At 64.9% G+C, this 24973-nt stretch carries 23 protein-coding genes and 1 pseudogene; 9 read left to right on the plus strand and 15 right to left on the minus strand.

The window, feature by feature from the left end:
• Positions 1-167: 167 nt before the first annotated feature.
• The 8 genes from ACFMO3_RS08625 to ACFMO3_RS08660 form a co-directional block, all read right to left on the minus strand.
• Complete coding sequence (locus ACFMO3_RS08625; protein ID WP_376790007.1) at positions 168-1424, minus strand: glycosyltransferase family 87 protein; 1257 nt, start codon at positions 1422-1424, stop codon at positions 168-170.
• Positions 1421-2665, minus strand: a complete 1245-nt coding sequence (locus tag ACFMO3_RS08630; protein ID WP_376790008.1) for a glycosyltransferase 87 family protein — start codon at positions 2663-2665, stop codon at positions 1421-1423. Before ACFMO3_RS08630 ends, ACFMO3_RS08625 begins: the two co-directional genes overlap by 4 nt.
• Positions 2666-2781: 116 nt before the next feature.
• Entirely contained in the window at positions 2782-4017 is a 1236-nt protein-coding gene (locus ACFMO3_RS08635; RefSeq protein WP_376790009.1) for a glycosyltransferase family 87 protein, read from the minus strand.
• A complete protein-coding gene (locus ACFMO3_RS08640) occupies positions 4005-5144 on the minus strand; it encodes a mannosyltransferase family protein (protein WP_376790010.1) in 1140 nt (379 codons plus the stop codon). The genes ACFMO3_RS08635 and ACFMO3_RS08640 overlap by 13 nt, the downstream gene beginning before the upstream one ends.
• Positions 5145-5182: 38 nt before the next feature.
• On the minus strand, positions 5183-6199 hold the full coding sequence (locus ACFMO3_RS08645; protein ID WP_376790011.1) for a DUF362 domain-containing protein: 1017 nt from the start codon (positions 6197-6199) through the stop codon (positions 5183-5185).
• The gene (locus ACFMO3_RS08650) at positions 6181-7062 is read right to left on the minus strand and encodes a prenyltransferase/squalene oxidase repeat-containing protein (protein ID WP_376790012.1); all 882 of its coding nucleotides are present in this window, start codon (positions 7060-7062) and stop codon (positions 6181-6183) included. The genes ACFMO3_RS08645 and ACFMO3_RS08650 overlap by 19 nt, the downstream gene beginning before the upstream one ends.
• A 258-nt stretch (positions 7063-7320) precedes the next feature.
• Positions 7321-7494, minus strand: coding sequence for a Flp family type IVb pilin (locus tag ACFMO3_RS08655; protein ID WP_376790013.1), 174 nt, complete (start codon positions 7492-7494; stop codon positions 7321-7323).
• Between the two features lie 151 nt (positions 7495-7645).
• Positions 7646-7819 (minus strand): Flp family type IVb pilin, encoded by a 174-nt coding sequence (locus tag ACFMO3_RS08660; protein WP_376790014.1) that lies wholly within the window; start codon positions 7817-7819, stop codon positions 7646-7648.
• 382 nt (positions 7820-8201) lie between these two features.
• On the opposite strand from ACFMO3_RS08660, the pseudogene udk reads away from it, so the two are divergent.
• From udk to ACFMO3_RS08690, 6 genes and pseudogenes are all read left to right on the plus strand, one after another.
• A pseudogene (gene udk / locus ACFMO3_RS08665) lies at positions 8202-8839 on the plus strand (uridine kinase).
• Positions 8836-10035 (plus strand): glycosyltransferase family 4 protein, encoded by a 1200-nt coding sequence (locus tag ACFMO3_RS08670; protein WP_376790015.1) that lies wholly within the window; start codon positions 8836-8838, stop codon positions 10033-10035. The pseudogene udk and the gene ACFMO3_RS08670 overlap by 4 nt, the downstream one beginning before the upstream one ends.
• Positions 10032-10856, plus strand: a complete 825-nt coding sequence (locus ACFMO3_RS08675) for an undecaprenyl-diphosphate phosphatase (protein WP_376790016.1) — start codon at positions 10032-10034, stop codon at positions 10854-10856. Before ACFMO3_RS08670 ends, ACFMO3_RS08675 begins: the two co-directional genes overlap by 4 nt.
• Before the next feature lie 179 nt (positions 10857-11035).
• Positions 11036-11413 carry a roadblock/LC7 domain-containing protein gene (locus ACFMO3_RS08680; protein ID WP_322800542.1) on the plus strand — a complete coding sequence of 126 codons (378 nt, stop codon included), beginning with the start codon at positions 11036-11038 and terminating at the stop codon, positions 11411-11413.
• Between the two features lie 101 nt (positions 11414-11514).
• Positions 11515-12144, plus strand: a complete 630-nt coding sequence (locus ACFMO3_RS08685; RefSeq protein ID WP_376790017.1) for a V4R domain-containing protein — start codon at positions 11515-11517, stop codon at positions 12142-12144.
• A 45-nt stretch (positions 12145-12189) separates the two neighbouring features.
• Positions 12190-13047, plus strand: coding sequence for a response regulator (locus tag ACFMO3_RS08690; protein WP_376790018.1), 858 nt, complete (start codon positions 12190-12192; stop codon positions 13045-13047).
• Between the two features lie 214 nt (positions 13048-13261).
• Here the strand turns inward: ACFMO3_RS08690 and ACFMO3_RS08695 are convergent, their stop codons facing one another.
• Positions 13262-13441 (minus strand): hypothetical protein, encoded by a 180-nt coding sequence (locus ACFMO3_RS08695; RefSeq protein ID WP_322800545.1) that lies wholly within the window; start codon positions 13439-13441, stop codon positions 13262-13264.
• 76 nt (positions 13442-13517) lie between these two features.
• Here ACFMO3_RS08695 and ACFMO3_RS08700 point away from each other — a divergent pair, with 76 nt between their 5' ends.
• Positions 13518-14324 (plus strand): PIG-L deacetylase family protein, encoded by an 807-nt coding sequence (locus ACFMO3_RS08700; RefSeq protein WP_376790019.1) that lies wholly within the window; start codon positions 13518-13520, stop codon positions 14322-14324.
• 14 nt (positions 14325-14338) lie between these two features.
• Here ACFMO3_RS08700 and ACFMO3_RS08705 read toward each other — a convergent pair whose 3' ends face one another.
• The 5 genes from ACFMO3_RS08705 to lepB all read right to left on the minus strand — a co-directional run bounded on the left by ACFMO3_RS08705 (position 14339) and on the right by lepB (position 19117).
• Entirely contained in the window at positions 14339-16465 is a 2127-nt protein-coding gene (locus tag ACFMO3_RS08705; protein ID WP_376790020.1) for a penicillin-binding transpeptidase domain-containing protein, read from the minus strand.
• Positions 16466-16487: 22 nt separating this feature from the next.
• On the minus strand, positions 16488-17321 hold the full coding sequence (locus ACFMO3_RS08710; protein WP_376790021.1) for a tyrosine-type recombinase/integrase: 834 nt from the start codon (positions 17319-17321) through the stop codon (positions 16488-16490).
• A 178-nt stretch (positions 17322-17499) separates the two neighbouring features.
• Positions 17500-17772, minus strand: a complete 273-nt coding sequence (locus tag ACFMO3_RS08715) for a YgiT-type zinc finger protein (RefSeq protein ID WP_376790022.1) — start codon at positions 17770-17772, stop codon at positions 17500-17502.
• A gap of 23 nt (positions 17773-17795) precedes the next feature.
• Positions 17796-18512 carry a deoxyribose-phosphate aldolase gene (gene deoC / locus ACFMO3_RS08720; RefSeq protein WP_376790023.1) on the minus strand — a complete coding sequence of 239 codons (717 nt, stop codon included), beginning with the start codon at positions 18510-18512 and terminating at the stop codon, positions 17796-17798.
• Positions 18509-19117, minus strand: coding sequence for a signal peptidase I (gene lepB / locus ACFMO3_RS08725; RefSeq protein ID WP_376790024.1), 609 nt, complete (start codon positions 19115-19117; stop codon positions 18509-18511). Before lepB ends, deoC begins: the two co-directional genes overlap by 4 nt.
• A 159-nt stretch (positions 19118-19276) precedes the next feature.
• On the opposite strand from lepB, the gene ACFMO3_RS08730 reads away from it, so the two are divergent.
• The gene (locus ACFMO3_RS08730) at positions 19277-20686 is read left to right on the plus strand and encodes an RsmB/NOP family class I SAM-dependent RNA methyltransferase (protein WP_376790025.1); all 1410 of its coding nucleotides are present in this window, start codon (positions 19277-19279) and stop codon (positions 20684-20686) included.
• Here the strand turns inward: ACFMO3_RS08730 and ACFMO3_RS08735 are convergent.
• Positions 20683-22683, minus strand: coding sequence for a helicase-associated domain-containing protein (locus tag ACFMO3_RS08735; RefSeq protein WP_376790109.1), 2001 nt, complete (start codon positions 22681-22683; stop codon positions 20683-20685). The genes ACFMO3_RS08730 and ACFMO3_RS08735 overlap by 4 nt on opposite strands.
• 142 nt (positions 22684-22825) lie before the next feature.
• Here ACFMO3_RS08735 and ACFMO3_RS08740 point away from each other — a divergent pair, with 142 nt between their 5' ends.
• Positions 22826-24688, plus strand: coding sequence for a PQQ-binding-like beta-propeller repeat protein (locus tag ACFMO3_RS08740; RefSeq protein ID WP_376790026.1), 1863 nt, complete (start codon positions 22826-22828; stop codon positions 24686-24688).
• Positions 24689-24973: the final 285 nt, after the last annotated feature.

Raw genomic sequence — 24973 nt, forward strand, 5'->3', positions numbered from 1 at the left:
TCTGGACAGTAGCAGTATGAAAGCCGTGTCGGCCGGCGCGGGGAGGCCGGTAAGGGTGGATGAGGTCGGGGGAAGAGGTTGGTGAAGGCCCCACACGACCAGGGGGATCCCTAAGAGCATGGACAATGGAGGAGACTGAAGGCGGAGCTTGGGAATGAGCTTCCTCGCTATCCTCCCGATCGGTTACGCGGTTGAAGCTCCTGAGCAGCTCGGAAGAACAGCCCGAGGAGCAGCAGTCGTGTGGAGCCCAGGAGGAAGGATACGGTCATGTAAGGTGCGCTGATCGCGGTGATGGCGCCGTAGCTGAGGGCGATGGTGAGCGGGATGATCATCATCCTCAGCATCCATCGAGTCAACGGTCGAAGTCGATTCCGGTAGAGGGCAAGAGCCGTGAGAGGGGTGAACAAATAGATGTGATAGTTGATCCATGAGACCGGCCAGATGAGCAACCCCAGGCTGAGCCACAGGCCGCCCTCGACTAGCGACGGCTCCCCGCGTTGTTGCCGGGTCCATACTCCAGCGAGGCTCAGCAGGAACGCAGCTCCCAGGATGGAAAGCGGACGTGGAGGGAGAACGAGCCTCGGATATAGAAGGCCGTAGAACCGGATGCCCTTTTCATCCTGTATGGGAGGCCCTGCGAACGCCCATAGCCATGCCAACAGCGAGTTGTTCGCCGGCATGAACATCTCCAGAGCCATCTGGTAATCCGTGAGATGTCGGAGCAGGAAACCCCCACCCGTCGGCCCGACCCACAGGGTTCCCCAGAGTATGCTCGTGAGCATCCCGATGGCGAGGCCCTCTACAAGAGGCCGTCCTGAGTTCCTCAACCACGGTACCGTTACGAATATCGGGAAGCCTTTCAAGGCCGTCGCCCATCCAATCCAGAAGCCTCCCCAGCGCGGTCGGTCTCGTAGCAACGCCATCCACCCGGCGTTCATCAGTGCCCATGCCAGGACATCGATGTTCCCTAAAAGCAGCACATGCCACATCGCCGGCCACATCCCGAGGGCAAATAGCACTGGAGCCGGCGAAACGCCCAGCGTCCGCGCGATCCGCCATCCGGTCCACCCGATGAGCATGAGGCTGATGGCGAGCCATATGGCATATGCGACATGCATTGGGAAAAGGGCCAGAACCCAGAAGAGCGGCAAGACGATGGGCTGATATAGCAGCAGGGGGGCCGTGCGCTCCAGGCTGGGCGGCAATCGGAGCCCCAAGGTCGATCCGATCCGGATCGGCCATGATGGATCCGTGAAGGATCCTCCTTGCTGAAGAAAGCGGGCCAGGAAGTCGTGCTGAAAAAAATCCACCGCTTGATAGGGGAACTGGCTGAGTTTGTATCCCGCCAGGATGGCCTCCCAGCCGATGATGAGGCAGAGCAGGAACAGGAACGCCCATCGTCCCCATGGAATGCTTGTCTTCATGGATGTCTCCCGCTTGAAAGGAACGGTCGAATTGCCCATCCATACATGACGAGATGAAGGATCATGTAGATCCGCCCGGCCAGGAAGCTGACTACCCCGCCCTCTGGCAGTGGAACCCGAAGGGCGTCCAGGAGGATCACCAGAAAGGGCAGGGTGGCGGGGATCAAGCCCCACGAGAGCCAGAGACCCCGGGGAACAATCCCCTTATGAATCGCGCGCAGAAGAGAGGGCATCAGGATCATGGCCGTATGCGGATGGACATGCCAGGAAGTCGTGAGGGTGGCCGTCCAGGTCGCCAGCATGAGCCGATCATCCTCTCGGGCCTCTTCCTTCCCTGCCTTCCGCCAGGCGATCAGCACGGGGATTGCGGTCAGGATCGTCGCTGCGCCGATCCCGGGCCAGAGGATCCAGGCCGGCAGGGTTCCCTGGAGCCATACGCCAACAGCCCGCCAGTTCATCATGGTTTCCGCCCCTACCACGGCGGGGGCGAGAGGGCGATCAGGCCGGGCGAACCCGCTGATCCATCCCCACCATTCCCACAACCCCTGGGGGCCGCTTAACGCGAGGGAGAGGGCCAGGATGAGGCATACGGAAACCCCAAAGCCCGCGAGGGCAGCCCACTGGCCCGCCAGGGCGAGGCCAGGCAGCAGCAAGATCAGCGTCTGCGGCTTGAGGAGGAGCCATCCCAGCCAGAGACCGCTTCGCAGATCGGCACGAGCTTCCCGGTGGATCTGAAACCGGGCGAGGCCGAGCAGCAGCCAGGCATTGACCTGACCCCATAGCAGGTTCATCAGAATCGGATAGGAGAGGAGCATCACGGCCAGGAGCCTGCCACGTTCAGGCGCGGGGAAGGCCCGCAGCAAGGGACGCAGGGCCAGGAGAACGAGGAGCAGGCTGATCCCCGACCATGTGGCGAAGGCCAGGGCTGGGGGCAGGGCGGTGAGGGGAAGGGCCAAAAGGACAAAGGCCGGCAGGAACACCATGGGGATGAATACGCACGAAGTCTCCGAACTGGCCGTTCGACAGAGGGCCTCCTGGTAGGGAAGCGTGCGATCCGGGTCATAGATCGCGGCGAATCCGTTCTCCCGCGCCGCCTGAGCGGCGGCGTAAAGGGCCCGGAAATCGGCTCCGATGACCGGGAAAAGGCCGGCCAGGCGAAAGGCCCCAAAGAGATAGAGCGCCTCCAGGAGAGCCATGGCGAAAATCAGCCGGTTGAGCGCTCTGTCCTTCCGACTGGTCACGGAGATCCTCCGCCGTTCAGCCCGTGCCCCAGAATCCCATGCGGAGCAATGGGTCCGAAGTTCCCCAGCAGAGGGGGCAGTCGTTCCTGCCCGGTGACAATCGGATGGCATATAGGCTACTCCATGTTGCCTCTTGATCCCAGCCAGAAACCGGTGACGATCAATGCAATGGTCCCGAAGGGAACGCTCATGTTCGACCCTATGATGAATCGCTCCGCCAGCCACAGACCGGGGAAGGCGATCGCGATCCATTCAAAGGCCTGCCTCATCATGGGCCGCGCCCTCGATGGGATCTGCAGGAAGCGATAAACGAGAACCCCCGGCAGGGCGATCAGCAGGCCATCCTGAGGATTCGCATGGGGGGAAAGGAAAAGGCCCATGGCGAAGGTGACGCCGAACCGGAGGTCGAAATCCGGCTTCCCTGGGCGCCATGGCCTTCGCCAGAGCATAACCGTGGCGAAGGCCCCGATGGCCAGACCGAGGGCCGAAAGCCCGTTGATCCACATCCCCCTATCTCCCCCAATGGGAGGGTAAATCCGGGCGAGCATGCCTTTCAGGTTAATCATGACTTCGGGATTGATCCCATGTCGCCCGAAGGTTATGGCCACCTCTCTCAGCACTCGCAGGTAATCCATCCAGATCCCGACGCCCAGGATCGCAGCTGAGGCTATGGCGAGCCACAGGCCCGAAGCCAGGAAGACCGCCAGAGCTTTCCAGCGCCGCGCCGCAACCAGCAGCAGGGCCGGGAACAGCGCCGCCTGAGGATGCGCGCTCGCCAGAGCCAGGAAGAAGCCCGCCCATTCCTCCCGACCCCTACGCAGGGCCCGGTAGAAGGCCCAGAGGGTCGCCAGGCTCCAGATGGTGAAGGTCCCCAGCAGCAGCGTGAAGAGAACGCCGGGTAGGGCCGCCACGGCGCTCACGGTGAAAGCGCGGGCCGCCGCGCCCCACGGCCGGGCCCACCGGCTCAGATCCCACAGGAAACCGGCCCAGAGCAGCAGATTGAAAAGGGTCCAGATGGCAAAAGCTTCTTCCAGCGACAGGGTGGCCAGTGGGCTCAGGGCAATGGCGACGAAAGGAGGACGAATATAGGGGAGAAGGCCATCATAGAGATAACGACCGCCTAACAGTTCCTGCTGACGTTGGGCCTGGGCTTCTCGGTTATACAGTGCGGCTCCCTGACCTTCCCACACCATACGGGCACCGGTGTAATGCGCGGTGAAATCCGCCCGCCATGTCTCCCCCCGTGCAAAAGCCATGAGGGCCAGCCCGATGTATCCCAGGGCGAGGCCCAGGTGCACGGCCAGAACCAGCCGGGATATGGGTGGGATCCGTAGACGCGTTATGGAACCCATGCTTCGAGCACGTAAGGAATGATGATGAAAAAGAATGCCGGCATCTGCAGAGCTGGGAGGAGGCTCAGCCAGCGGGAGCGGATGCGTCCCAGAGCCAGGAAGGTCGGGAAGGCGATCCAGAGGTGGCGGGGCAATCCCATATAGGGATGGACGGGCCCGGTATGGTAACTGAAGGCTGTGAGGGTGACCGCCAGGGTGTAAAGGCGTTCCCCCCTATCCATCCACCGCCAGGCCCGGAGGGTGAGAGCCACGAACCCCGCAGCCAGGATCAGGTTGAGGACCAGATCGACATCAGGCTCCCGAACGAGTTTCCCCAGCGCCCGTCCCATGGCCTCCCACGGCCACAGGAAGGCCTGGCGGGTGACCACCTGATTCGCATGAGGCGAGAGGAGCAGGGCATAGAGATACGAGTTGAACCCGTGTTCTGTCAGGGAAAGGCCATCGATCGCGGTGATCCGCGCCAGGGACCATCCCCCCAGGGCCAGCAGGGGGAGGAGCAGAAACCCTGTATCTCGGAGGCGGCCCCCGGCCTCCCGGAGGGACCACGCGAGGGGGAGGAGGAGGAAGATCCCCGGAGGGCGCGTGAGGGCCGCCAGGGCAGCCAGAAGGCCGGCGAGTCCCCAGCGCCGCTCCCGGGCCGCGCCGATGCTCCCGATGGCGAAAAACAGAAAGAGGGCCTCGGAATAGGGGGCGAAGAGCACGAAGCCGGTCGGGAACAGCATGAAGGTCAGCGTCGCCCGTCGCGCCTGGGCTGGTTCCATCTCCCGACGGGCCATGCCCTCGAAGAGCAGGACCGCTCCCAGGCCGGCGGCGAGGCTGATCAGCGTGAGGGCCACCATCGGGGGGAGGCCGAGTCGGACCAGCGGCATGGCCAGCAGCGGGTAAAGGGGGTAGAACTGCGTGGTGCCGTCTCCCGCGCGATAACCCTCCGTCGCGATCCGGGCATACCAGTGGGCGTCCCACCGAGCCCATGGCGCGATCAGGACCCGCTCCAACCAGAGGGGAAAGGGGGCAATGGGCGGCCAGGCCGGCAGCGCGTGCTCCAGGGAAGTAAGCGGACGGAGTGGGGAGAGCCACGCGGCCTCCATGCGGGTCAGGATCAGCAGCAGCGCCCAGATGCCGATCATAGGAATGTCCCCTCGGCCGCTGCAACGTCTCGGCGCCTCTATTTCGGCGGTCGCCGATACCGACGGCGCAAGCTCTCGATGGAGGCGCCTCGCACCTCGATGTGAACCCCCTGGCCGATCCCGGCCCAGATCCCCAGGGCGAGATGCTCGATCTCCTCCGGGTCGAAGCCCATCAGCCGGGTGCCTACCACATCCACAGCCAGCGGGTCCTTCCCCACGGCCAGCACGCCGTGGGGCACCGGCGTCCCGAACAGCGGGCCATCGCCTTCCATCCCGATGATGCCGTCGATCACGCTCACCACCGGCGGCAGCGTTTGCTTTAACCCCAGGATGCTGGGGGTGATGCCGTTGACGTGCAGCATGTTCTTCGGCCAGCCGTAGCGGATCCCCGGAACGACCCCGAACAGGTTCTTCAGGCTCAGGGTGACGCCGGCCCAGTGATGGGTCTTGAGTTTGGCGACAGAGACGATCAGATCGGCCTCGACGACATGGCGGGGGAGCCATAACCGCGATTGGCCCGGGAACCAGCCGTCCCGCGGAAGGACCGGCTGCGGGTCGTCATAGTTGAGATCGATAAAGGGGACATCCCGTCGGGCCAGGACATCCGCCAGGCCGCTCTGGGTCACTACTGGCCCAGCGTCCCGCCGGAACCCTGGTCCCTCGCCCACTACGATCTCCGCCGCCCCGCGGGCGCGCAGTCCATCAATCACCGCTCCGACCACCTCCGGGGCGGTGACCAGGGGCCGCCCCTCGATCCACTCGATGAGGTTCGGCTTCACCAGCACCCGCTTCCCGGTCACATCGGGCATGCCCGCCTCGTCCCACAGCACCATCAGGGCATCCCGCAGCAGCGCCTCATCGTAAGAGAGGGAAGCCCCCAGGGCCACCGTCGTCGGCGGCTCCATCCGCCGCCGCCAGCCCCGCAGCAGCCAGGTTAGGAACTGCCGCAGGCCCACCGGCTGGGTCCGGTGCTCGGCGAAGGCCAGCCCGCCCCCGATGCCGGCGATGAGCATCAGACGCAGGAAGGCCCGTCGGGTCAGTCGCGGCGCAGCCATGGCCAGCCTCCCTGTAGCGCCAACACGCTTAGCGCGGTCACATAGGGGTTTCCCTCCCAGCTCCCGTCCGGATCCTGCCGAGCGAGGAGGCCTTGCAGGACCTCATGATCCTCGACCCCCAGCGCCGTGAGCGCCATGTGCCCAAGGGCTAGCGCCATGGTTCCCCCATCCTGGCGCATTCCGGCGCGAAGCGCTTCTACGTCCTCCGATCGAATGGCGTCCGGGGCGATGGCCTTCAAAGCGAGAAGGACCCATGCCGTGGGGTGGGGACGAGGTGGGAGGTAAGACCCGAGCATGAACGGATTGCCGAAATTCCATCCCCCTCCCTGACAGCGTCGATCAATTAGGTAACGGATCGCCTCCTCCACGCGATCTCGGTGCGCCTCGATGATTGAAGCCGCATGCATGGCCAGCAGGGCCAGCGCTGTGGGTTCCACCCAGGCGGCCTCGCCAGGCCGCCAGGGCCACCCACGTAACGCGGGATCGATCCGCAGCATGCGGCGCACCTCGGTGGTCAGCTCATCCACGTGGATCCGGATGCTCGGAATGTCTCGCAGCCATTGGATCCCCCGGGCAATCATGGGGATGTGGGGATCCAGGCGGGCCAGCGCGAGGACCGCCCAGGCGGTACCCCAGTCGCTTTCAGAATCGTCGGGAACCATTCCCCATCCTCCATCCGGCCGCTGGGCCCGTTCCAGCCATGCCCGCGCCGGTGAGCGCGAAGGGCTTTCTGGAACATCTGCCAGGGCGAGGAGGACAGCCGCAGTGGGTTCGACCAGAGAACGACCGCGCGGGCGGTAGCCCCATCCCCCATCGACGTTCTGGGTGCCTTCCAGGAATCGATAGGCTGTTGCGAGGCGCATGGGATGTCCCGTGCCCTCCCGCCTTGTGGAGCGGAAAAGAGGATCTTTAGACCCATAGGCCTTCTTGTCCACAATAATTCAGGCGGTCTTCTCCAAGCAAGATGAGGAAGAGGATGGGAGAGCAGGATGCAAAGCAAGACCCAGGATGCTACGGAAGCTACAAAAAGCGCCGGGGTCCTATCGGGCGGTTCCCAATAGGACCCCGGCGAGGCTGGAGGGGGAAAGGAGCTTACGATCCACTCAAGGCGTTGAGGGCGCTCACTTTCCACCCAGGGCGCTGTAGATCCGGGAGAACACCGTGCTGACCTGAGTGCCCAGCAAGCTGAGGATGACGATGACCACGACGGCGATGAGCACCAGGATCAGGGCATACTCCACCAGCCCCTGTCCCTTCTCCCGCAGCCACAGCCACGCCTGAAGCCACCGAACCATCCCCCACCTCCGTTGAGTTAAATGTTTCTGACTTATAGACTAGCGAAGGACCCTCTCTCCGGGATAGGACTTTGGTCCTGGGGATAGGGATTCGGTGGACTGAGGATGGGCGGATCTCCCCCGAAGTGCGAATTGGAGCCAGGGCTAGGCTTTACGATCCACTCAGGGCGCTGGCGATCTGGGAGAACACCGTGCTAACCTGAGTGCCCAGCAAGCTGAGGATGACGATGACCACGACGGCGATGAGCACCAGGATCAGGGCATACTCCACCAGCCCCTGTCCCTTCTCCCGCAGCCACAGCCACGCCTGAAGCCACCGAACCATCCCCCACCTCCTGTGCTCCGGAATCCCGGGGATGGGGGTCCATGGGGGCGGCTTGTGATCCGGCCGTTTCCGGTGGGCGGATAGGGTTGGGGAGGGATCGGCTGGGTGATGAGCGCGTCGGTCTGCCCCTTCGACATCGGGGTCCGGGGATTAGGGGCCACCCATGGCGCCTCCCAACCCCGAACCGTTTTCCTCCCTTTCATAGTCCGGGTTGCGGGAGGAAAAGGCCATCCACTCGGGTTTACAATTACGCACTGGGTCTCCGGGTGGGACCCTAAGGGTTGGGTTGGCCCCGGAGCATCTTGGGCTCCCCAGGAGGGACCCTTTTGTCCTCCTGAAGGAGCGTCCCAGCGGTCTCCGTCCTGTGGATAGGGCCATGGCGATGGCAAAGTTCAAGCGACCGGTCGTGATTGGAATCGCGGGAGGAACAGGCTCCGGCAAAACCACCGTGGCCGAGGCCATTGTGCGGCGCATCGGCCCGGAGCACATCGCCCTGATCCAACAGGATAGCTACTATAAGGATCAGAGCCACCTTCCCTGGAAGAGCGGGCCCGGATGAACTATGATCACCCAGACAGCCTGGATACAGATCTTCTGATCCAGCACCTGAAGGAGCTGCTAAATGGGCGTCCCGCAGAGGTCCCGATTTACGATTTCACGACCGACACGCCAGCGCCCCACACCCGGCGGGTGGAGCCCGGCCCTGTGACCCGGGTGGAGGGGATTCTGGTGTTCGGGGAGAAGGCGCTGCGGGCCATGTTTGATATCAAGATCTACGTGGATGGCGACCCGGATATCCGGTTCATCCGGCGCCTGCAACGGGATATCGCCGAGCGCGGGCGCACCATGGAATCGGTGATCCAACAGTATCTTTCCACGGTCTGCCTCATGCATCTGGAGTTCGTCGAGCCCAGCAAGTGCTATGCGGATATCATCATTCCGGAGGAGGGCTTCAATACGGTGGCCCTCGATATGATCGAAGCCCGCATCCGGGCGATGCTCCAGGAGGCGGGGGGATGACTCCCATCGTCGTGGATGTCTCCCCCGCGGTCCACCATCGGGCCGGGCTGGGCCGTTATGCCGCCGAGCTGGTGAAGGCGCTGGCCCCCCTGCTGCCCGGCGATCTCGCCATCTTCTACCACGACGCAGGTCGTGCGGATCTCTTCCCGCCCCTGGACACCCTCCCGGCCCGCCCCTGCCCGCTGCCGGCGAAGCCATGGCGTCTCCGGGTGATGCTGGCCGATCTCTTCCGTCTCCCGATGGACGCCCTCATTGGTCCGGCGCGTCTGTTCCACGCAACGGATCATCTCCTCCCTCCCTTCCGTGCGCTCCCCGCTGTGTTCACCTTGCACGACCTGATTTTCCGGCTGTATCCGGAAACCCACATGCCGTTGAACCGGTGGTTCCTCACCCTGATGATGCCCCGCTTCCTGCGGCGCGCCGACGCCATCATTGCCGTCTCCGAGTGTACCCGATGGGATGCCATCCGCTGGTATCGCGTTCCGGAGGATCGGATCATAGTAATCTATGAAGGGGTGGATCCCCGTTTCCGCCCGGCGCCGCCGGAGGCCATCGCGGCCATCCGTGCCCGGTATCGTTTGCCGGATCGCTTTATCCTCTATGTGGGGACGATCGAGCCCCGGAAGAATCTCCCGACGCTGTTCGCGGCTTATCGAATCATGCTGGAACGCTGGCCGGATCTGGGCTTAGTGGTGGCGGGGAGGCGTGGGTGGCTCACGAGGGGCACCTTCCGGGCCCTGCGGAATCTGGGGTTGGAGGGACGGGTTCGCTTCCTGGGTTATGTGCCGGATGACGACCTTCCGGCTCTGTATTCCGCGGCCGTGGTTTTCGCCTTTCCCTCCCTATATGAGGGCTTCGGCCTTCCACCGCTGGAGGCGATGGCCTGCGGGACGCCCGTGGTGGTCTCGGACACCTCATCGCTTCCGGAGATCGTGGGGGAAGCAGGCCTCCAGGTGCCCCCGGATCGCCCGGAGGCCTGGGCCGCTGCCCTGGCCGCTGTGCTTTCCGATGCGACGCTTCGGGCGCGTCTTCGGGAAAGGGGCCTTCGACAGGCGGCCCGGTTCCGCTGGGCGGAGGCGGCGGAACGAACGGTGGAGGTCTATGAAAGAGTGCTCCGATCTCGGCGGACGGTGGAGGCTCTCCACGGAGGAGGGGCACCAGTCCGCGGACAACGGGCGCAAGGAGGATCTCGATGACCGGGTTTCAAGCGCTGGTACTGGGGATCATTCAGGGGTTAACCGAATATCTTCCTGTCAGCAGCTCTGCCCATCTGGTCCTGGTGCCATGGCTGCTGGGCTGGCGGAGCGACGAGCGGCTGGTCTTCTCCTTCGACGTGCTCGTGCATTGGGGCACCCTGGTCCCGGTCCTGATCTATTTCCGCCATGATCTGTGGGCGATCCTGGCAGGCGGATGGGCGGGCCTTCGCAAAGGTGTCCCGTTTGCTACCCCGGAGGGCCGCCTGGGCGGATGGATCCTCCTGGCCACGGTCCCGGCCGGGATCCTGGGGAGGCTCCTCCAACGATCGATCGAGGCGGTTTTCCTTCAGCCGGTCCTGGTTGGGGCTCTGTTGTTCGGCACGGCCGGTCTGTTGTGGCTGGGGGAGCATTGGGGGCGGAAGGAACGGGATCTGGGGCAGATGACGGCGGGAGATGCGCTGGTGATTGGGTTTGCCCAGGCTCTTGCCCTGCTGCCGGGGATCTCTCGATCGGGGGCCACCATGGCCGCCGGGTTGGGGCGGGGGTTCCTTCGCCCGGAGGCTGCGCGGTTCAGTTTCCTGCTCAGCATACCCGCCCTCTTGGGAGCCGGTCTGGTGGCGCTGGGGGATCTTTACCGGATCGGGCTTTCCCCCGAGGCGATGACCCCTATCCTGATCGGTTTTCTCAGCGCGGCGCTTTCCGGTTACCTGGCGATCTGGAGCCTGATGAAAATGGTCCGACGGCGATCGCTCCGACCCTTTGCCGTCTACTGCGCGGGCATAGGAGCTCTAACCCTGATGCTCTCGCTCTTTCGCAGCTAATCCGGCTGCCGGACTGTCTGGAAGGGAAGCAAGACGCTTGGAATCACCGTCTTCCATCGCCCATGGTGGAGCTTCGAAGGATTTTTTTCTTCCCGCTCTCAGGGTTTGACAAACCTGCCCACCTGTGATAGGTTGGGAAACCACTTGCCATTCATTCTGCTCACCTCCTGGGGTCCGCGATGGCCCGGACGCGCACCGAGCGAATGATCGAGCGCCTGAAGGAGCTCCAGGCCAGCACGCCGGATATCGAGGCCTCTGCGGTGGTCAGCCTCGATGGATTGATTATGGCCTCTGCGCTTCCTGCCGATGTGGAAGAAGACCGCGTGTCGGCCATGTCGGCCGCCATGCTTTCCCTGGGCGAGCGGATCGCCAGCGAGCTGGGCCGCGGGGCGCTGGATCAGGTTTACATCCGCGGGGAGCGCGGCTATGTTGTGCTGATGGCGGTGGGCGAGGAAGCCGTGCTCACCGTGCTGGCCCGACCCCAGGCCAAGCTGGGGTTGCTATTCCTGGATATGCGTCGGGCTGCGGAGGATCTGGCCCGGATCCTGGCTTCCTGACCCCTGGACGTCCGGAAGGCCCATGGGAAGGATCTACGGCCCGAGGGCGTTTTCCTTACATCCCGTCGTGAATCTCATTTTTCCGATGGGGAGGCAATGCCTTGAGCCAGCGGAAAAGCGGCCTGTATTATCCCAACAAGATCGCGCGGATTTTCCTGGAGGCTCTGGAGGAGGTGATGGGGAAGAACGGCCTCAATGCGGTTTTGAACCTGGCCCGTCTTCCTCATCTCATTGATAACTACCCGCCGGACAATCTGGAGCGGGGATTCGATTTTGCGGATTTCGCGGCCATCAATCAGGCGCTGGAAGAGATGTATGGTCCCCGTGGGGGCAGAGGGCTGGCCCTGCGGGGCGGGCGCGCCTCCTTCGCCCGGGGCCTTCAGGGCTTCGGGGCCCTGGCGGGCGTCAGCGACCTGGCCTTCCGTGTGCTGCCCCTCCAGGCCAAGTTGAAAATCGGTCTTCCGGCGATGGCCGGCATTTTCACCCAGTTCAGTGATCAGAAGAGCTATGTCACCGAGGAGGCCGATCGTTTCATCTACGTGATCGAGCGGTGTCCGGTGTGCTGGGGGCGCAAAACCGATCGCCCGGTCTGTTACGCGGCCATCGGCCTGCTTCAGGAGGGCCTGCGCTGGGTCAGCGGGGGGAAGGAGTTCCGGGTAGAGGAGATCTCCTGTATTGCGATGGGGGATGACACCTGCTCTTTCGCGATTTACAAGGAGCCGATCGGTTGAGGGAAGCTATGGCAGGGCATGACGCCTCTCGGCGCGGGGGTGAGGATGAGCAGAGCCGCGACGCTGCTGATTGTCGAGGATGAGCTGGAGACCGCCAGCCTGCTGGAGACGTACTTCCGGGCCCAGGGCTATCAGGTGTTCACCGCCGCCTCCGGGGAGGAGGCGCTGTCGATGGCCCAGGCGCATCCGATCGATCTCATCGTGCTGGATATCCGGCTGCCGGATATCGATGGGTTTGAGGTCTTCCGGCAGCTGCGCGCCCATCGACGCACCCGGGAGATCCCGGTGATCTTCCTGACGGAGAAGCGGGAGCGGGAAAGCCGCCTGACGGGCCTGGAGATGGGCGCCTACGATTACATCCCGAAGCCTTTCAGCCTTCAGGAGCTGCGGGCGCACGTTCAGAACATCCTGCGCCGATCCCGGGCAGAGCCCGCAATGGACAGCCTCACCGGGCTGCCGGGCCGTCCGCTGATCCTGGATCATCTGAGGGAGCAGCTGGGGCAATCCGACTGGGGCGCTTTGTTGATCGGCTTGCACGGGCTAGAGGCCTTCGGAGAGCGCTATGGATTTGTGGCCCGGGATGACGCCATCCGCGCGGTGGGCCTTTTGCTCAGCGGCATCAATCATGAAAACGGGGATGCTTTCTTCCTTGGCCATGTAGGAGAAGGATGGTTCATCCTCATCGGGAGCCGTCATCAAGTCCGCGCCGTCGCCCCGCAGGCGATCGCCCGCCTGAAGAGCGCGTTGCCGTATTTCTACCCGCTGCAGGATGTGGAAGAGAAACCCGCCGATCTCCCCCTCTTGGGGATTGTCACGGCGCAGGTGGAGGGGACGGAAGGGCCCTTCCCCGATCCGGAGGCGGTGATCCGACACCTGCTGAAGGAGCGAGCGCCGCTCTCTTAGGATAAATGCCGCCGGCGGGCAGCGTATGACTTTCCCCGCCCAGGGCCTCTTCCGGAGACCCTCGCCTCCTCGAACTTCCGGGTGGGCCCGTGTTATGCTTGAAAGCCACAAGGGCCGAGCCCACTGAAGGGATCCCGAACCCAGGCAGGTGAATTCTGGAGGGGAATGGCGTTCCCTTGCCCTCGCGATCCTCGAAGGGATACGGCTCGGAATCTTACGCAAAGCACTTCTTGTGATAATAACGCATCCGGTTTCGCATCCCATCCTTGACCGGAAGCAGCTCGCTCAGCCGGATAGGCTGGCCGCAACGGTAGCAGATCCGCCGGGTGATCACGTCGACGATCGGCTCGACCTTCTTTTCTTCCTGCTGGGTTTTTTTGGTGGCCTTCGCCATCGGTGTTTCCTCCCGAAGGAAACAGGGTGGAGGATCTTCGGGGAACCCCTTCATCCCTTTCAGGCAAGGTGGAAATATGCCACGGGCTTTTCCCTTTGTCAAGCCGGAAATACGGATCCGGGTCCTCTCCCCGCATCTGGATGACGCGGCGCTCTCTTGTGGGGGGACCCTTCATCGGTTGCGCCGGGAGGGCCACCCGGTGGAGGTGATCACGGTCTTCGCCGGGGATCCGGTTCTCCCGTTGCCTCCTTTTGCGCAGGCCCTGCATGAGCTTTGGGGAGGCAGGGAGAACGCGATGGCCATGCGGCGGGCGGAGGATCAGGACGCCATGGCCCTCCTTCAGGCGATCCCGATCCACTGGCCGTTCCCGGATACAATCTACCGTCGAGATGCTCAGGGCCAGCCCCTCTGTCGGGGCCGGGAGGATCTGTTCCGCGCCCCGCATCCGGACGATGCGATCTGGATCGAACGCATTCAGGAAGCGCTGGCCGCCCTTTCATGGAAGGCGGGAGATCTGCTGCTTGCCCCCCTGGCCCTGGGTGGCCACGTCGATCATCGCCTGGTCCGGATGGCTGTGGAAAGCTGGGAGCGCCCAGGGGTTCTGCGGGGGTTTTATGAGGATTTCCCCTACGCGGAGTGGGAGGGATTCTCCGGCCTTCCCGGAGCCTTGCCCCATAGCGTGGAGCTGGCGGATGAAGATCTGGAGGTCAAAGCGCGGGCGATTCGGGCCTATCGCTCCCAGTGGCCGATCTTCTTCGCGGCCGAGGAGGAGATCCTGGAGCGCATCCGGGCCTATGCGTTGCGGGTCGGGAAGGGCGCCCCGGCGGAGCGCTTCTGGTTCCCGATGGGCTTCCCGCCCGTCGATCCATCCGGGATCGCCTAAGCCGGGGACCCCTCCTATCGATCCGCCTGGGCCGGTGGCAAGGGGAGGGGGGTGCGGGGGAGGCCATAGTAAGCCTCCAGGATCTGGCGGGCCATGGGGGCCGCGACGGCCGAGCCCTGGCCGCCGTGCTCCACCACCACCACGACCACCAGCTCCGGCTGGCCCGCCGGCGCATAGCATGCAAACCACGCGTGGGGCGGCCGCCCGGGGATCGTCTCCGCCGTTCCGGTCTTCCCAGCGACCGGAAACGGCATCCCCCGGAAGACCCAGGTTGCGGTTCCCCGTGGGTGGGTGGTGACGCCGAGGAGCCCCTGGCGGATCACGGCCAACGCCTCCTCGGAGATCGGCAGTCGCCCCTGCGCCTCTGGCGGGAATGTCTCCTCGGGTTGCCCAGGCGCCGGGCCGATTCGAAGCACCAGCCGGGGCCGGTAGAGGATCCCCCCATTGGCCACTGCCGCCAGCATCCGGGCGATCTGCAAAGGGGTGACCAGAAGGTCGCTCTGGCCGATGGCCATGTTTACGGCGTCCCCCACCGACCAGGGGCGGCCGCCCTGTTGCGTGCGCCAGGCCGCATCGGGAACCAGCCCAGCCTCCTCCGGCACACCCCGAATGCCCGTCGGTACCCCCAGCCCGAAGGCCCGCGCCATCCGCGGGACGATATCGGGATCTTGCTGGTAAAGGGCAAACCCGATCTGATAGAACGCAACGTTGCAGGAGACAGTTAATGCCGTGGGAAGGTCCACTAAGCCGTGCCCGCTCCGAAGCCAGCACCATTTCCGGTAGCCTGGCCCCAGGCCATCCCAGTATCCCGGATCCTGAAAGGTGCTGCCCGCGGTGAACCCGTGGGTGAGGGCGGCCGCCATCATCACGATCTTGAAGATCGAGCCTGGGGGATACAGGCCCTGGGTGGCCCGATTCAAAAACGCGCCAGGCGAGGGAAGTGGGCTGTTCGGCCCGAGCAGGGCGTTGGGATCGAAACCTGGACCGCTGACAAGGGCCAAGAGATCTCCATTGCGGGGGTCCATCACCACAACAGCCCCCGTTCGATCCCCGAAGATCTCCTCCACTTGGGCCTGAAAGCCCCGCTTGAGGGTGGTGGTAATGGAGCGGCCGGGGACGAAGGGGCGCTCGGCGATGAGCCGAGGAGCGGCGTTCTCCGTTCTGGCGGGCTGGATGAAGAGGCGCCCCCCGTGGATCCCCGCGAGATAGGGCTCTCCCCACGCTTCCAGCCCCATCCGTCCGACCCATTCGTCCCCTCGATATCCTCGGCGCCGCCAGGCCTCCAGTTCTTCGGCCGGGATCTTCCCCACGATCCCGACAGTCTGCGGCGCGACGCCGGCGTAGATCCGGCCGCTCCGGGGACGCAGCACCACCCCGGGGGTCGCCTCCAGATCCGCGGCGAAGGGCGCCAGGCGATCCGCGGGCAGCGTTAGGATCGGCATATACCAGTCCGGACGGCCGGAGGCATAGCGGGATCGGATGGTTTCCACTGGGAGCCCAGTCGCCCGGGCGAGCCGTTGCAGCAGGAGCCCCTCATCGGCGATTTGCCCGGGCACCACGCCGATCTCCACCCACTCCCCTTGCACGGCCAGGCTCTGGCCCTCGCGGTCATAAAGATTCGCCCGCTCCGGGATGATGTATTCCACCTGGAATCGCTCTCCCTCCTCCAGCGCGGGCCAGAGCAGCGCATCCCGCCACACGACCCGCCACCCCCCAGGAAGCAGCCGGAGCACCAGGCTCCCCTCCGCCTCCAGATCGCCGAACAGGGCCGTCTTCCAGCGGATCCGATAGCGGGCCTGAGCGGTTTCCCCTTCCCAGATCAGGGCAAGGGGCTCAATCTCCACGGTCTGGACACCGACCGTGTTCAGCGTATCCCGCCACATGGCGCGAAGCTCCTCCCGGGACAGGGCGGCTTGGGAAGCCGGAGTCAGAAGAGCCCACAGGGCGTCCGGATCCTCCCGCCGTAGCGCCTCCAGCGCGGCCGTGACGATCTCAGCCGGAGAGGGCAGGGGAGTGGGCGTGGGAGGCACCGGCGTGGGGGTCCGATCCGACCGTAGAACAGCCCGACACGCGCTCAGCCATCCGCCCAGCGCCGCGGGAAGCAACCGCAGCAGAAAAGCTCGACGGGTCCATCCGTTCATCGCCGGAAGGGAGGCAGCTGGCCTATCCGGAATGCGAAAGCCTTCCCCCAGGGAGGGGAAGTTGATCGTTCGTTGAGAGCGGAAGGCCCGGCGGCTGCCGCAGGCGTTCCGGGGAGATCGAAAGGGAAAGCCCAGCCCGCAGCGCCAGGACCTTGATCGCCCGCCACAGCCCATAGCGGGTCAGCGGTTCTCCCCGGTGATTCAGCAGTAGCGTCCGGATCGCGGGGTCGCGGATCAGGGCCGGGCGGCTGGCGTCCAGATAGCGCTGGAGGCAGCGGGCGACGATTTCCGACAGCTCGAGCCAGCGAGGGCCGCGGCGCCCGGGGATCCGCAGGCGTCCCCCCCTCAGATCCACATCCTCCACCATCAGGGCCACGGCCTGCCCGGCCCGCAATCCCAGGTGGCCGATGAGGGCCACGATCAGACGATCCCGCAACCCAAGGGGGGTCTCTGGGAGGGCCTCGGCCGTCTCCCACAAGCGTTGACGTTGATCCATCGAGAGGGGAAGACGGATCCGCCGTCGGGGGGAGTGCCATCGAAGGAGGAGGGCCGGGTTCTCCCGGATCATCCCTTCGCTTTCCAGGAAGCGAAAAAATGCCCGAAGGGCGGCGACCTTTTGATTCCACGTGCTGGGGGTCCATCCGCGCTGGGCTGTTGCCTCCTGGAGGAAGGCTTCCAGGAGCGAGGGGTGCGCCTCTGTCCACTGCGAGATCCCGCGGCTGTTCAGGAAGCGGGCAAGGGAGGAAAGAGTGTAACGATAGGCCTTCAGGGTGGAGGCGGAGACGGCCTCCGCCACCACCCACGCATCCAGGAAGCGGAGGATCCAGAACTCCAGTGTCTCCTGGGAGGGATCCATGGTCCGGGTCCTTCCTGTTGCCATCATGGCGCCTCGCTGGATTTGGGAGCGTGGAGGAGGCAGGATGGAAGCCGCCCTTTTGTCCTTGTCCTGCTTCCCCCATCTTTCCCGTCAGCGGCCTTCTCGGTCCTGAAACGCGCTCGCGGGACAATGGGGGAGCCTGATGGCCTCCCGGCTTTCAGGCGGGACGGCGATGGGTTCCCCATTCCGGCCCCGGGGGTCGATCCATCGGCTCGGAGCCGAGATCCTGGGCCCGCCCGCTCTCCCTCCGGGGGCCGATCAGCGGGATCAGCTGCATCAGGGCCTCCTCATCGTATTGCCGGTTCCCACATACATCACAGATGTAAGCGGGCATGTTCGGCACCACGATGAAGAGATCCCCGTGATAGCCGGCGTAAGGGATCCGACGTGGCCGCATATAACCGATCCGGCAGTTCGGGCACGGCCACATGGGAGCCTCCGGGAGCGCTGGGCTCATGCCTTTGGGCTCTCGTCCCCTGGGAGGAAAACGGACGGCAGCGCTTCCAGGATCGCGACGGTGGCGCTGGTTCCCAGGCGGCTGGCTCCGGCTTCCAGCATCGCGATGGCCTGCTCCGCCGTCCGGATCCCCCCCGCGGCCTTCACGCCGAAGGTGGGGCCCACCACCCGGCGGAGCAGGGCGACATCTTCTACCGTGGCGCCGCCCGGCCCGAAGCCAGTGGAGGTCTTCACAAAATCCGCGCCTGCCTCCACCGTCAGGCGGGCGGCCAGAACTTTTTCCTCTGGAGTTAACCATCCGGTCTCCAGAATCACCTTGCAGAGGGCGCCGGCCGCATGGCACACCGCGGCCACCGCCTGCAGGTCCGCCCGGACAGCGTCGATCTCCCCCGCTTTGAGCAGGCCGATGGGGAGGACCATATCGATCTCCCGGGCACCCTGGCTGAGGGCCAGGGTCGCTTCGGCGACCTTGATCGCGGTGAGGCTGGCGCCCAGAGGGAATCCTACCACTGTCGCCACCTTCACTGGCGTTCCAGCCAGCCGGGCGGCAGCCCGCGCCACGTAAATCGGATTCACACACACCGCCGCGCAGCCGTAGCGCAGGGCTTCCTCGCACAGCCGATCGATGTCCCCCGGCGTGGCCTCCGGGCGGAGCAGCGTGTGATCGATCCGCGCTGCCAGCGCCTCCCGGGTCCAGGCTGTGCGGACGTTCATGGTGTCTCTCCTTCGAAAGGGTTCCGGATCCATCCCCATTGGGAAGGGGGCCAGTAGATCAGCCAGGCCTTCCCGATAATGGCCGAGCGGGGAAGGGTTCCCCAGTTATGAGAATCATTCGAGGCGTTCCGGTTGTCGCCCAGGACGAAATACTCATCTGGCCCGAGGGTCACGGGCCCGTAGGTGTAAACCATGGGGCCCCGGATGTAGGGCTCCTCCAGGGGACGGCCGTCGATGAATACCTTGCCGTCCCGGATGGCTACGGTCTCCCCGGGGAGGCCGATGACGCGCTTGATGAAATCCCGGGAAGGATCGTGGGGGAAGCGGAAGACCACTACATCTCCCCGACGGGGCTGGCTGAACCAGTAGCTGACCTTGCTGATCAGCACGTATTCCCCATCGTGCAGATTCGGCTCCATGCTGGAGCCTTCGATGCGGAAACGGGCGGTGGCGGTGTTCACCAGCGCCATGGCCACCAGCACGATCAGCGCGGTCTCGATCCATTCGCGCAGGAAAGTCAACAGGGGGTGGACGCTCCGCTCCCGCATCGGTTCCGGCGGAAGCTCCGCATGTTCGATGAGAGATTCCATCGAATGCTCATCCATTCCCTTTCCTCCCTCCGGCGCATTATACGACGGCTTTCCTCGTCCTGCACAATCCAGGTTATAACGGTAGCGTGGCAACAGAGGGGGTCAGGGATGCGTTCCGAATAGGGGTTGCCCCGAGCTTCCATGAACAGGAGAAGTCCCGGGGGCTGGGAGGCCATGGAGCATCATCGTGTGGAGCCCTTTCCAGAGCGCTTTGTGGAGCGCATGCTGGCCTGGCTGGGGCCGGAGGCGGAGATCTTTCTCCAAGCGCTGGCTGGCCCCTATCGCGCCGGCCTTCGCGTGAATACCTTGAAGATCGATCCGGCGGCGTTCCAGGCCCGCTCTCCCTTCCCCCTTTCACCGGTCCCATGGTGTCCGGAAGGCTTCGTCATCGAGGATCCGGAGGCCCGTCCAGGCCTTCATCCGTATCACGCGGCCGGGCTGTATTACCTGCAGGATCCCTCGGCGATGGCGGCGGCGGTCCTACTGGATCCTCAGCCAGGGGAGTGGGTGCTGGATCTGGCGGCAGCCCCTGGCGGGAAGACCACCCACATCGCCGCGCGGATGCGCAACACCGGGGTCCTTGTGGCCAACGAGATCCAGCCTCGGCGGGCCTCGATCCTGGCGCTGAACGTGGAGCGCCTGGGGGTCATCTCCGCCATCCTGACCAATGAGTCCCCTCAGCGCCTGGCCGATCGGTGGGAAGGGCTGTTCGATCGCGTGCTGGTGGATGCACCCTGTTCCGGCGAGGGGATGTTCGCCCGGGATCCGGAGGCGATCCGGGCCTGGAGCGTGGATCGGGTGCGCCGCTCGGCTGCCCTTCAGAAGGCGATCCTGTTCGAGGCCGCTCGGATGGTGCGCCCCGGGGGCTGGCTGCTCTATGCGACCTGTACCTTCGCTCCGGAGGAGAACGAAGGGGTGGCGGATGCGTTTCTGAAAGCGCATCGGGATTTCGACCTGGTGGATCCGCCGCGCCATCCGGCCTTCGATCGGGGACGGCCGGAGTGGATCGCAGGGGGCGATCCTCGGCTGGCCCGGACGGTGCGGCTGTGGCCCCATCGCGGCCCAGGCCATGGGCACTTCTATGCCCTTTTCCGGCGCGCCGGGGAGGAGCGTCCCCATCGGCCGAAGCCTGAAGGCGATCTCCCGGGCCGCGCCCGGCGGGCTCTGAAGGCGTTCTGGGAAGCCACCATCGCCCGACCGCTTCCGGACAGCGGTTTGATTCTGCGGGAGGATCAGATCTACTGGACACCCATGGCCTCCGCATTATGGCGAGGGCTTCGGGTGCTACGGCCCGGATGGTGGTTGGGCCGGTTGCGGAAAGATCGGTTCGAACCGGACCATGCCCTGGCGATGGCCCTGCGCCCGGAAGAGGTTCATCAGGCCCTGGATCTGGCCCTGGAGGATCCCCGGGTCCCTGCCTATCTGCAGGGACATCCGCTGGAGGGGCCGTGGGAGGCGGGCTGGGTGCTGATCGCCCTGGAGGGGTTTCCGTTGGGCTGGGCCCGCGCCGAGCGAGGGCATCTCAAGAACTGGTATCCCCGACATCTGCGGGCAATCGGATGGTGGGAGGGGGCAGCCCGCTAGGGAGATCCCACTTCCTCCACGGAGACCCCGATGGCTTCCAGCCAGGCTTTCAGGGCATGGGCATGATCGGCTCGCACCATCAGGGTATGAGCATCCAGCAGGCGGATCCACGGGGCGAGCTCTGGCTCGTTCCATAGGGCCTCCAGGATCTCTGGACGGTCCATCCGCAGTAGGATGACCGGCTCCCAGCGCGCGCGGGGCGGATGCTCGCTCCACGTCAGGAGGCGGGCCAGCAGCCAAGCCGGCAGAGGGCCGCGGTGAACTAGCTGCAGCCGTTGCAGGATCTGGGGAAGGGTCAGGCCGGCCGCCCGCCCGGCGCGCAGAGAAGCCTCGGTGATTCGAAACCCTTCCGGAATGCGTTCGGTGAACGGCTCGAGCAGACGCTCCACTCCGGGGTGCGGGAACGGGCCGGTCCAGCGGAGGATCCCCGGAGGCTCGGCGATCACCTGGTGGCGCAGGTCCTCCGGTCGGAACCTGGTGACCCAGGGGCGGATCCCCTGGAGACGCCACGGGGCTTCCAGATTCGGAAGCGACTCTTCCGTCCACCCGAGGGAATCCCCCAGCGGGCGGAGGCGAGGCCCCCGGGGGAGCGGTTCGCCCATGGTCCGGATCACGGTCACCCGACGGTAGATCCGAATCTGGTGAAACCGCCGGTGCCAGTCCTCCAGGGACCGCCGGACGTTAGAGGGCAGGGGCTCGCCGCTGATCCCTTCCAGAAAGCGGATGATCCGCGGGATGTCCCATCCCTGCTGAAGTCCGCGGTAGATGGCCTCCCGGGAGATCTGATACACGGATATGGGATCTCCGGGGCTGGGATCCGCAAAGGCCTCCAGCGCGGCGAGGATGGATTCCGGCACCGGCTCGAAGACCAGGATGCGGAAATCCGGCTGGACGACCAGGCGACCCCTTTCCTCGGGGAGGGAGACCGGCTCCCCCACGCCCAGCATCCATGCGCCGAAGGGTGTAAGGCGCACTGCCTCCCATCGGCCGTCTGTATTTCCCCAATCCAGAAGGCCCAGCCAGTGCAGTGGCCACAGGGTGTCCGTAACCAGCCAGGCCTTCAGCCGGGCGGCCATCTCCCGGCCCGCCGGGGAAAGGGGTTCCGGGAGCCGGGTCGGCCGCTCCGGGAAGATCACGGCGAGCAGGCGAGGAAGGGGAATCCAGGATCCGGGCTCCTGACGCAGCGCCTGTTCCAGGCGAGCGCGCAGGGAACCCGGAGAGAGCATCCCGTGGTTTGGGAGATCCTCGGGTTCTTCACCTTTCCACACGCGGAAGGCGGCCAGGGCCCGATCAAGCGCTCCTTGCTCCCAAAACGGATGCCGCAGATCCAGCATCAGCGTCGCTCCATGCGTTCGAAGCACGCCCATTCGCTCCAGCAGTTGCTGAAGGAAAGCGAGATAGGTGGATTCCTGAGCGGGCTCCTCCTGTCCCAGCCACCGCTGTAGTTGCCGCACCCAGCGGATGGGCAGACGTCCTTCACGGGTCAGAGTGATTTCGGGGAACCGTCGCAGGAAGCGGCCGAAGCGTCCCAGATCCCGTCCCAACCGCATAGGGGAAGCCGGGATCACTCGGGAAGGTGCCAGCGGCTCAGGAGAGGGAAGCGCTTCGGCCACCTCAACCGGCAGAATGGCCTCCCCTTGGGGAAGCGGGGAGCGGATGGGGCGGCCAGCAGAGTGCCAGTAGATCAGGCCGGAGGCGGCGAGATGGATTGCGAGGGTTTCGAAAGGGATCCTTGGCGTGCCGCCACACGTGATCTCATATAAAATCAAAAAGGCCAGAGCTGGCATGGCGCCTCCAGCTCGGCGCAGCCCTTCGATCAGGGCGTGACCCTCTGGCGGGAGTTGAGCCCAGAGCGCCATAAGGCGATCCCGATCGCCGAGCCGACCCACCAGATCGTCACCGACAACGGGCATCCCCTCCACGGGCCAGCCCTGCCGATGGAGGATCTCCGCCAGCAGTGCCGGATCATAATGACGCACGACTTCCCATAACCGCATGGCCAAAACCCTGTCCCTCCCCCCAGGGCCCGCGGGCGGGCGCGGGGGGCGATGACCAAAGTAAGGTCAGGGAACCTTAACGATAGCGGTATGATCAAAGGAAACTCGATGGAATGCAGGACTCCGGGAAGAGGCGAACCTTATGGAAACCCAGCGGCTGGGTCCCATACAAACCCCTTCCCTTCTGAGAGCGGGCGAGGTCCTGCAGGGACGATACCGCATTGAACGGGTGCTCGGCACAGGAGGGATGAGCACCGTCTATCTGGCCCTGGATCTTCGCTTCTCCCCGGTGCGCCGTCTCTGTGCGATCAAAGAGATGATCAGCCACATCCCAGATCCCCGGATGCGGGCGCTGGCGCAGCAGAGCTTTGAGCGGGAAGCGGCCCTCCTGGCCACCCTCAGCCATCCCGCCATCCCCAAGATTTACGATTACTTTGTAGAAGGCGAGCGCAGCTACCTCGTCATGGAGTATATCCCAGGACAGGATCTGGAGACCCTCCTGCGGCACACGGAGGGGATGCTGCCGGTGGAGGATGTGGTGAACTGGGCGCTCCAGATCTGCGATGTGCTCCACTATCTTCATTCCCAGCAGCCGCCCATCATCTTCCGGGATCTCAAGCCCTCCAACATTATGGTGGATTCCTATGGGCGGGTGTTCCTGGTGGATTTCGGGATCGCCAAGGTGTTCCAGGTCGGGCAGCGGGGGACAATGATTGGGACAGAGGGCTATAGTCCGCCGGAGCAATATCGGGGCGTGGCCGATCCCCGCACGGACATCTATGCCCTGGGGGCCACCTTGCATCACCTGCTGACGCGTCAGGATCCGCGCCTGGAGCCCCCGTTCTCTTTCCACGAGCGCCCGATTCGTCGGATCAACCCGGCGGTCCCGGAGGCCATCGCCCAGGTGGTCATGCGTGCCCTGGAATACGATCCGGAGCGCCGGTTCCAATCGGCCCTGGAGATGAAACAGGCATTGCTGGCGGCGATGGGGATGCGGACGTCTGCGCATTCCATGGCCCCTCGGGCAGTTCCATCCAGGAGCGCGCCGTATCGGGTGAAGTGGACCTTCGTCTGTGAGGATGAGATCCGTTCCCGCCCGGTGGTCGCGGGGGGGATCGTCTTCGTGACCTCTTATGATCACAACGTATATGCCATCTCGGCGGAGGATGGAAGGCTCCTCTGGAAGTTCGCGACGGAGGGCGGCATCGGCGGCGCTGTGGCGGTCGCCTCCGATCGGGTGGTGGTGGGCTCGCTGGACCACCGGCTCTACGCCCTGCGCGCGAAGGATGGTGAGCTTCTATGGGCGCTGGAGCTGGGCGGGCCGATCTATACGACGCCGCGGATCGCCGCCGGCCTGGCCTTCCTGGGCGCCGATGATGGAATTTTCTACGCGGTGGATCTGGATAGCGGCCGGGTGGTCTGGAAGACGACCTGGAGCGCCCCGATCCGGTCATCGGCTGGTCTGTATGGGGAGACGCTGGTGATCGGCAGCGAGGATGGCGGGGTGTATGCCCTGGATCTCCAGGGTCGTCTTCGTTGGCAGTTCGTGGCCCGTCGGGGGGTAACCGCCTCGCCCTGGGTGGACGAAGAGCTGGTCGTGGTAGGATCGTGGGACTGGCACGTGTATGCACTGGATGCCCGGACCGGATGGGCGATCTGGCGATTCCGAACCGGGAAGCCGGTGCTTTCCTCCCCCGTGGTCTCGGAAGGCGTGATCTATGTGGGATCGGCGGATGGCTTTCTCTATGCCTTGAATGCCCGGACGGGGAATCCGGTCTGGCGATTCCAGACCGGTGGGCAGGTCAATGCTCCTCCCTTGGTGCGGGAAGGCCGGGTCATCGTGGGAGCAACCGATGGCTGCCTGTATGGGATGGATGCGCGCAACGGGAAGGCCCTCTGGTCCTTCCAGACCGGCGGTCCGATCGTCTCCGCCCCGGAGTGGTGGGAGGGGATTCTCTTTGTCACTTCCATGGACTATCGAGTTTACGCGTTAAGTCTTGATTAAGCAGCCCCACCCTGTTCGGGGAGTAAGCATCGGTCCGCGATTCCTTCATGGGATGAGGTAAACCCTCGCCGGATAGGAGAAGGGCCAAGGCATGAAATGGCTCAAGCGCCTTTTCCAGCGATCAGAAGTCAGGGAGGTCGATCGATCAGCGCCTGCGGGGATTCCGGCGAACCGGTCCGACTCGGAGCGGCGGGCTTCCATCCCGCCGGCGGGGGAACCGAGGGGAGGAACCCTGCCGCTTCCCCCCATGCCCGTCCAACGAGCCGGGGGGTTCCGTCTTGGCTG

This window comes from Thermoflexus sp. (assembly GCF_042408815.1).
Classification (GTDB): domain Bacteria; phylum Chloroflexota; class Anaerolineae; order Thermoflexales; family Thermoflexaceae; genus Thermoflexus.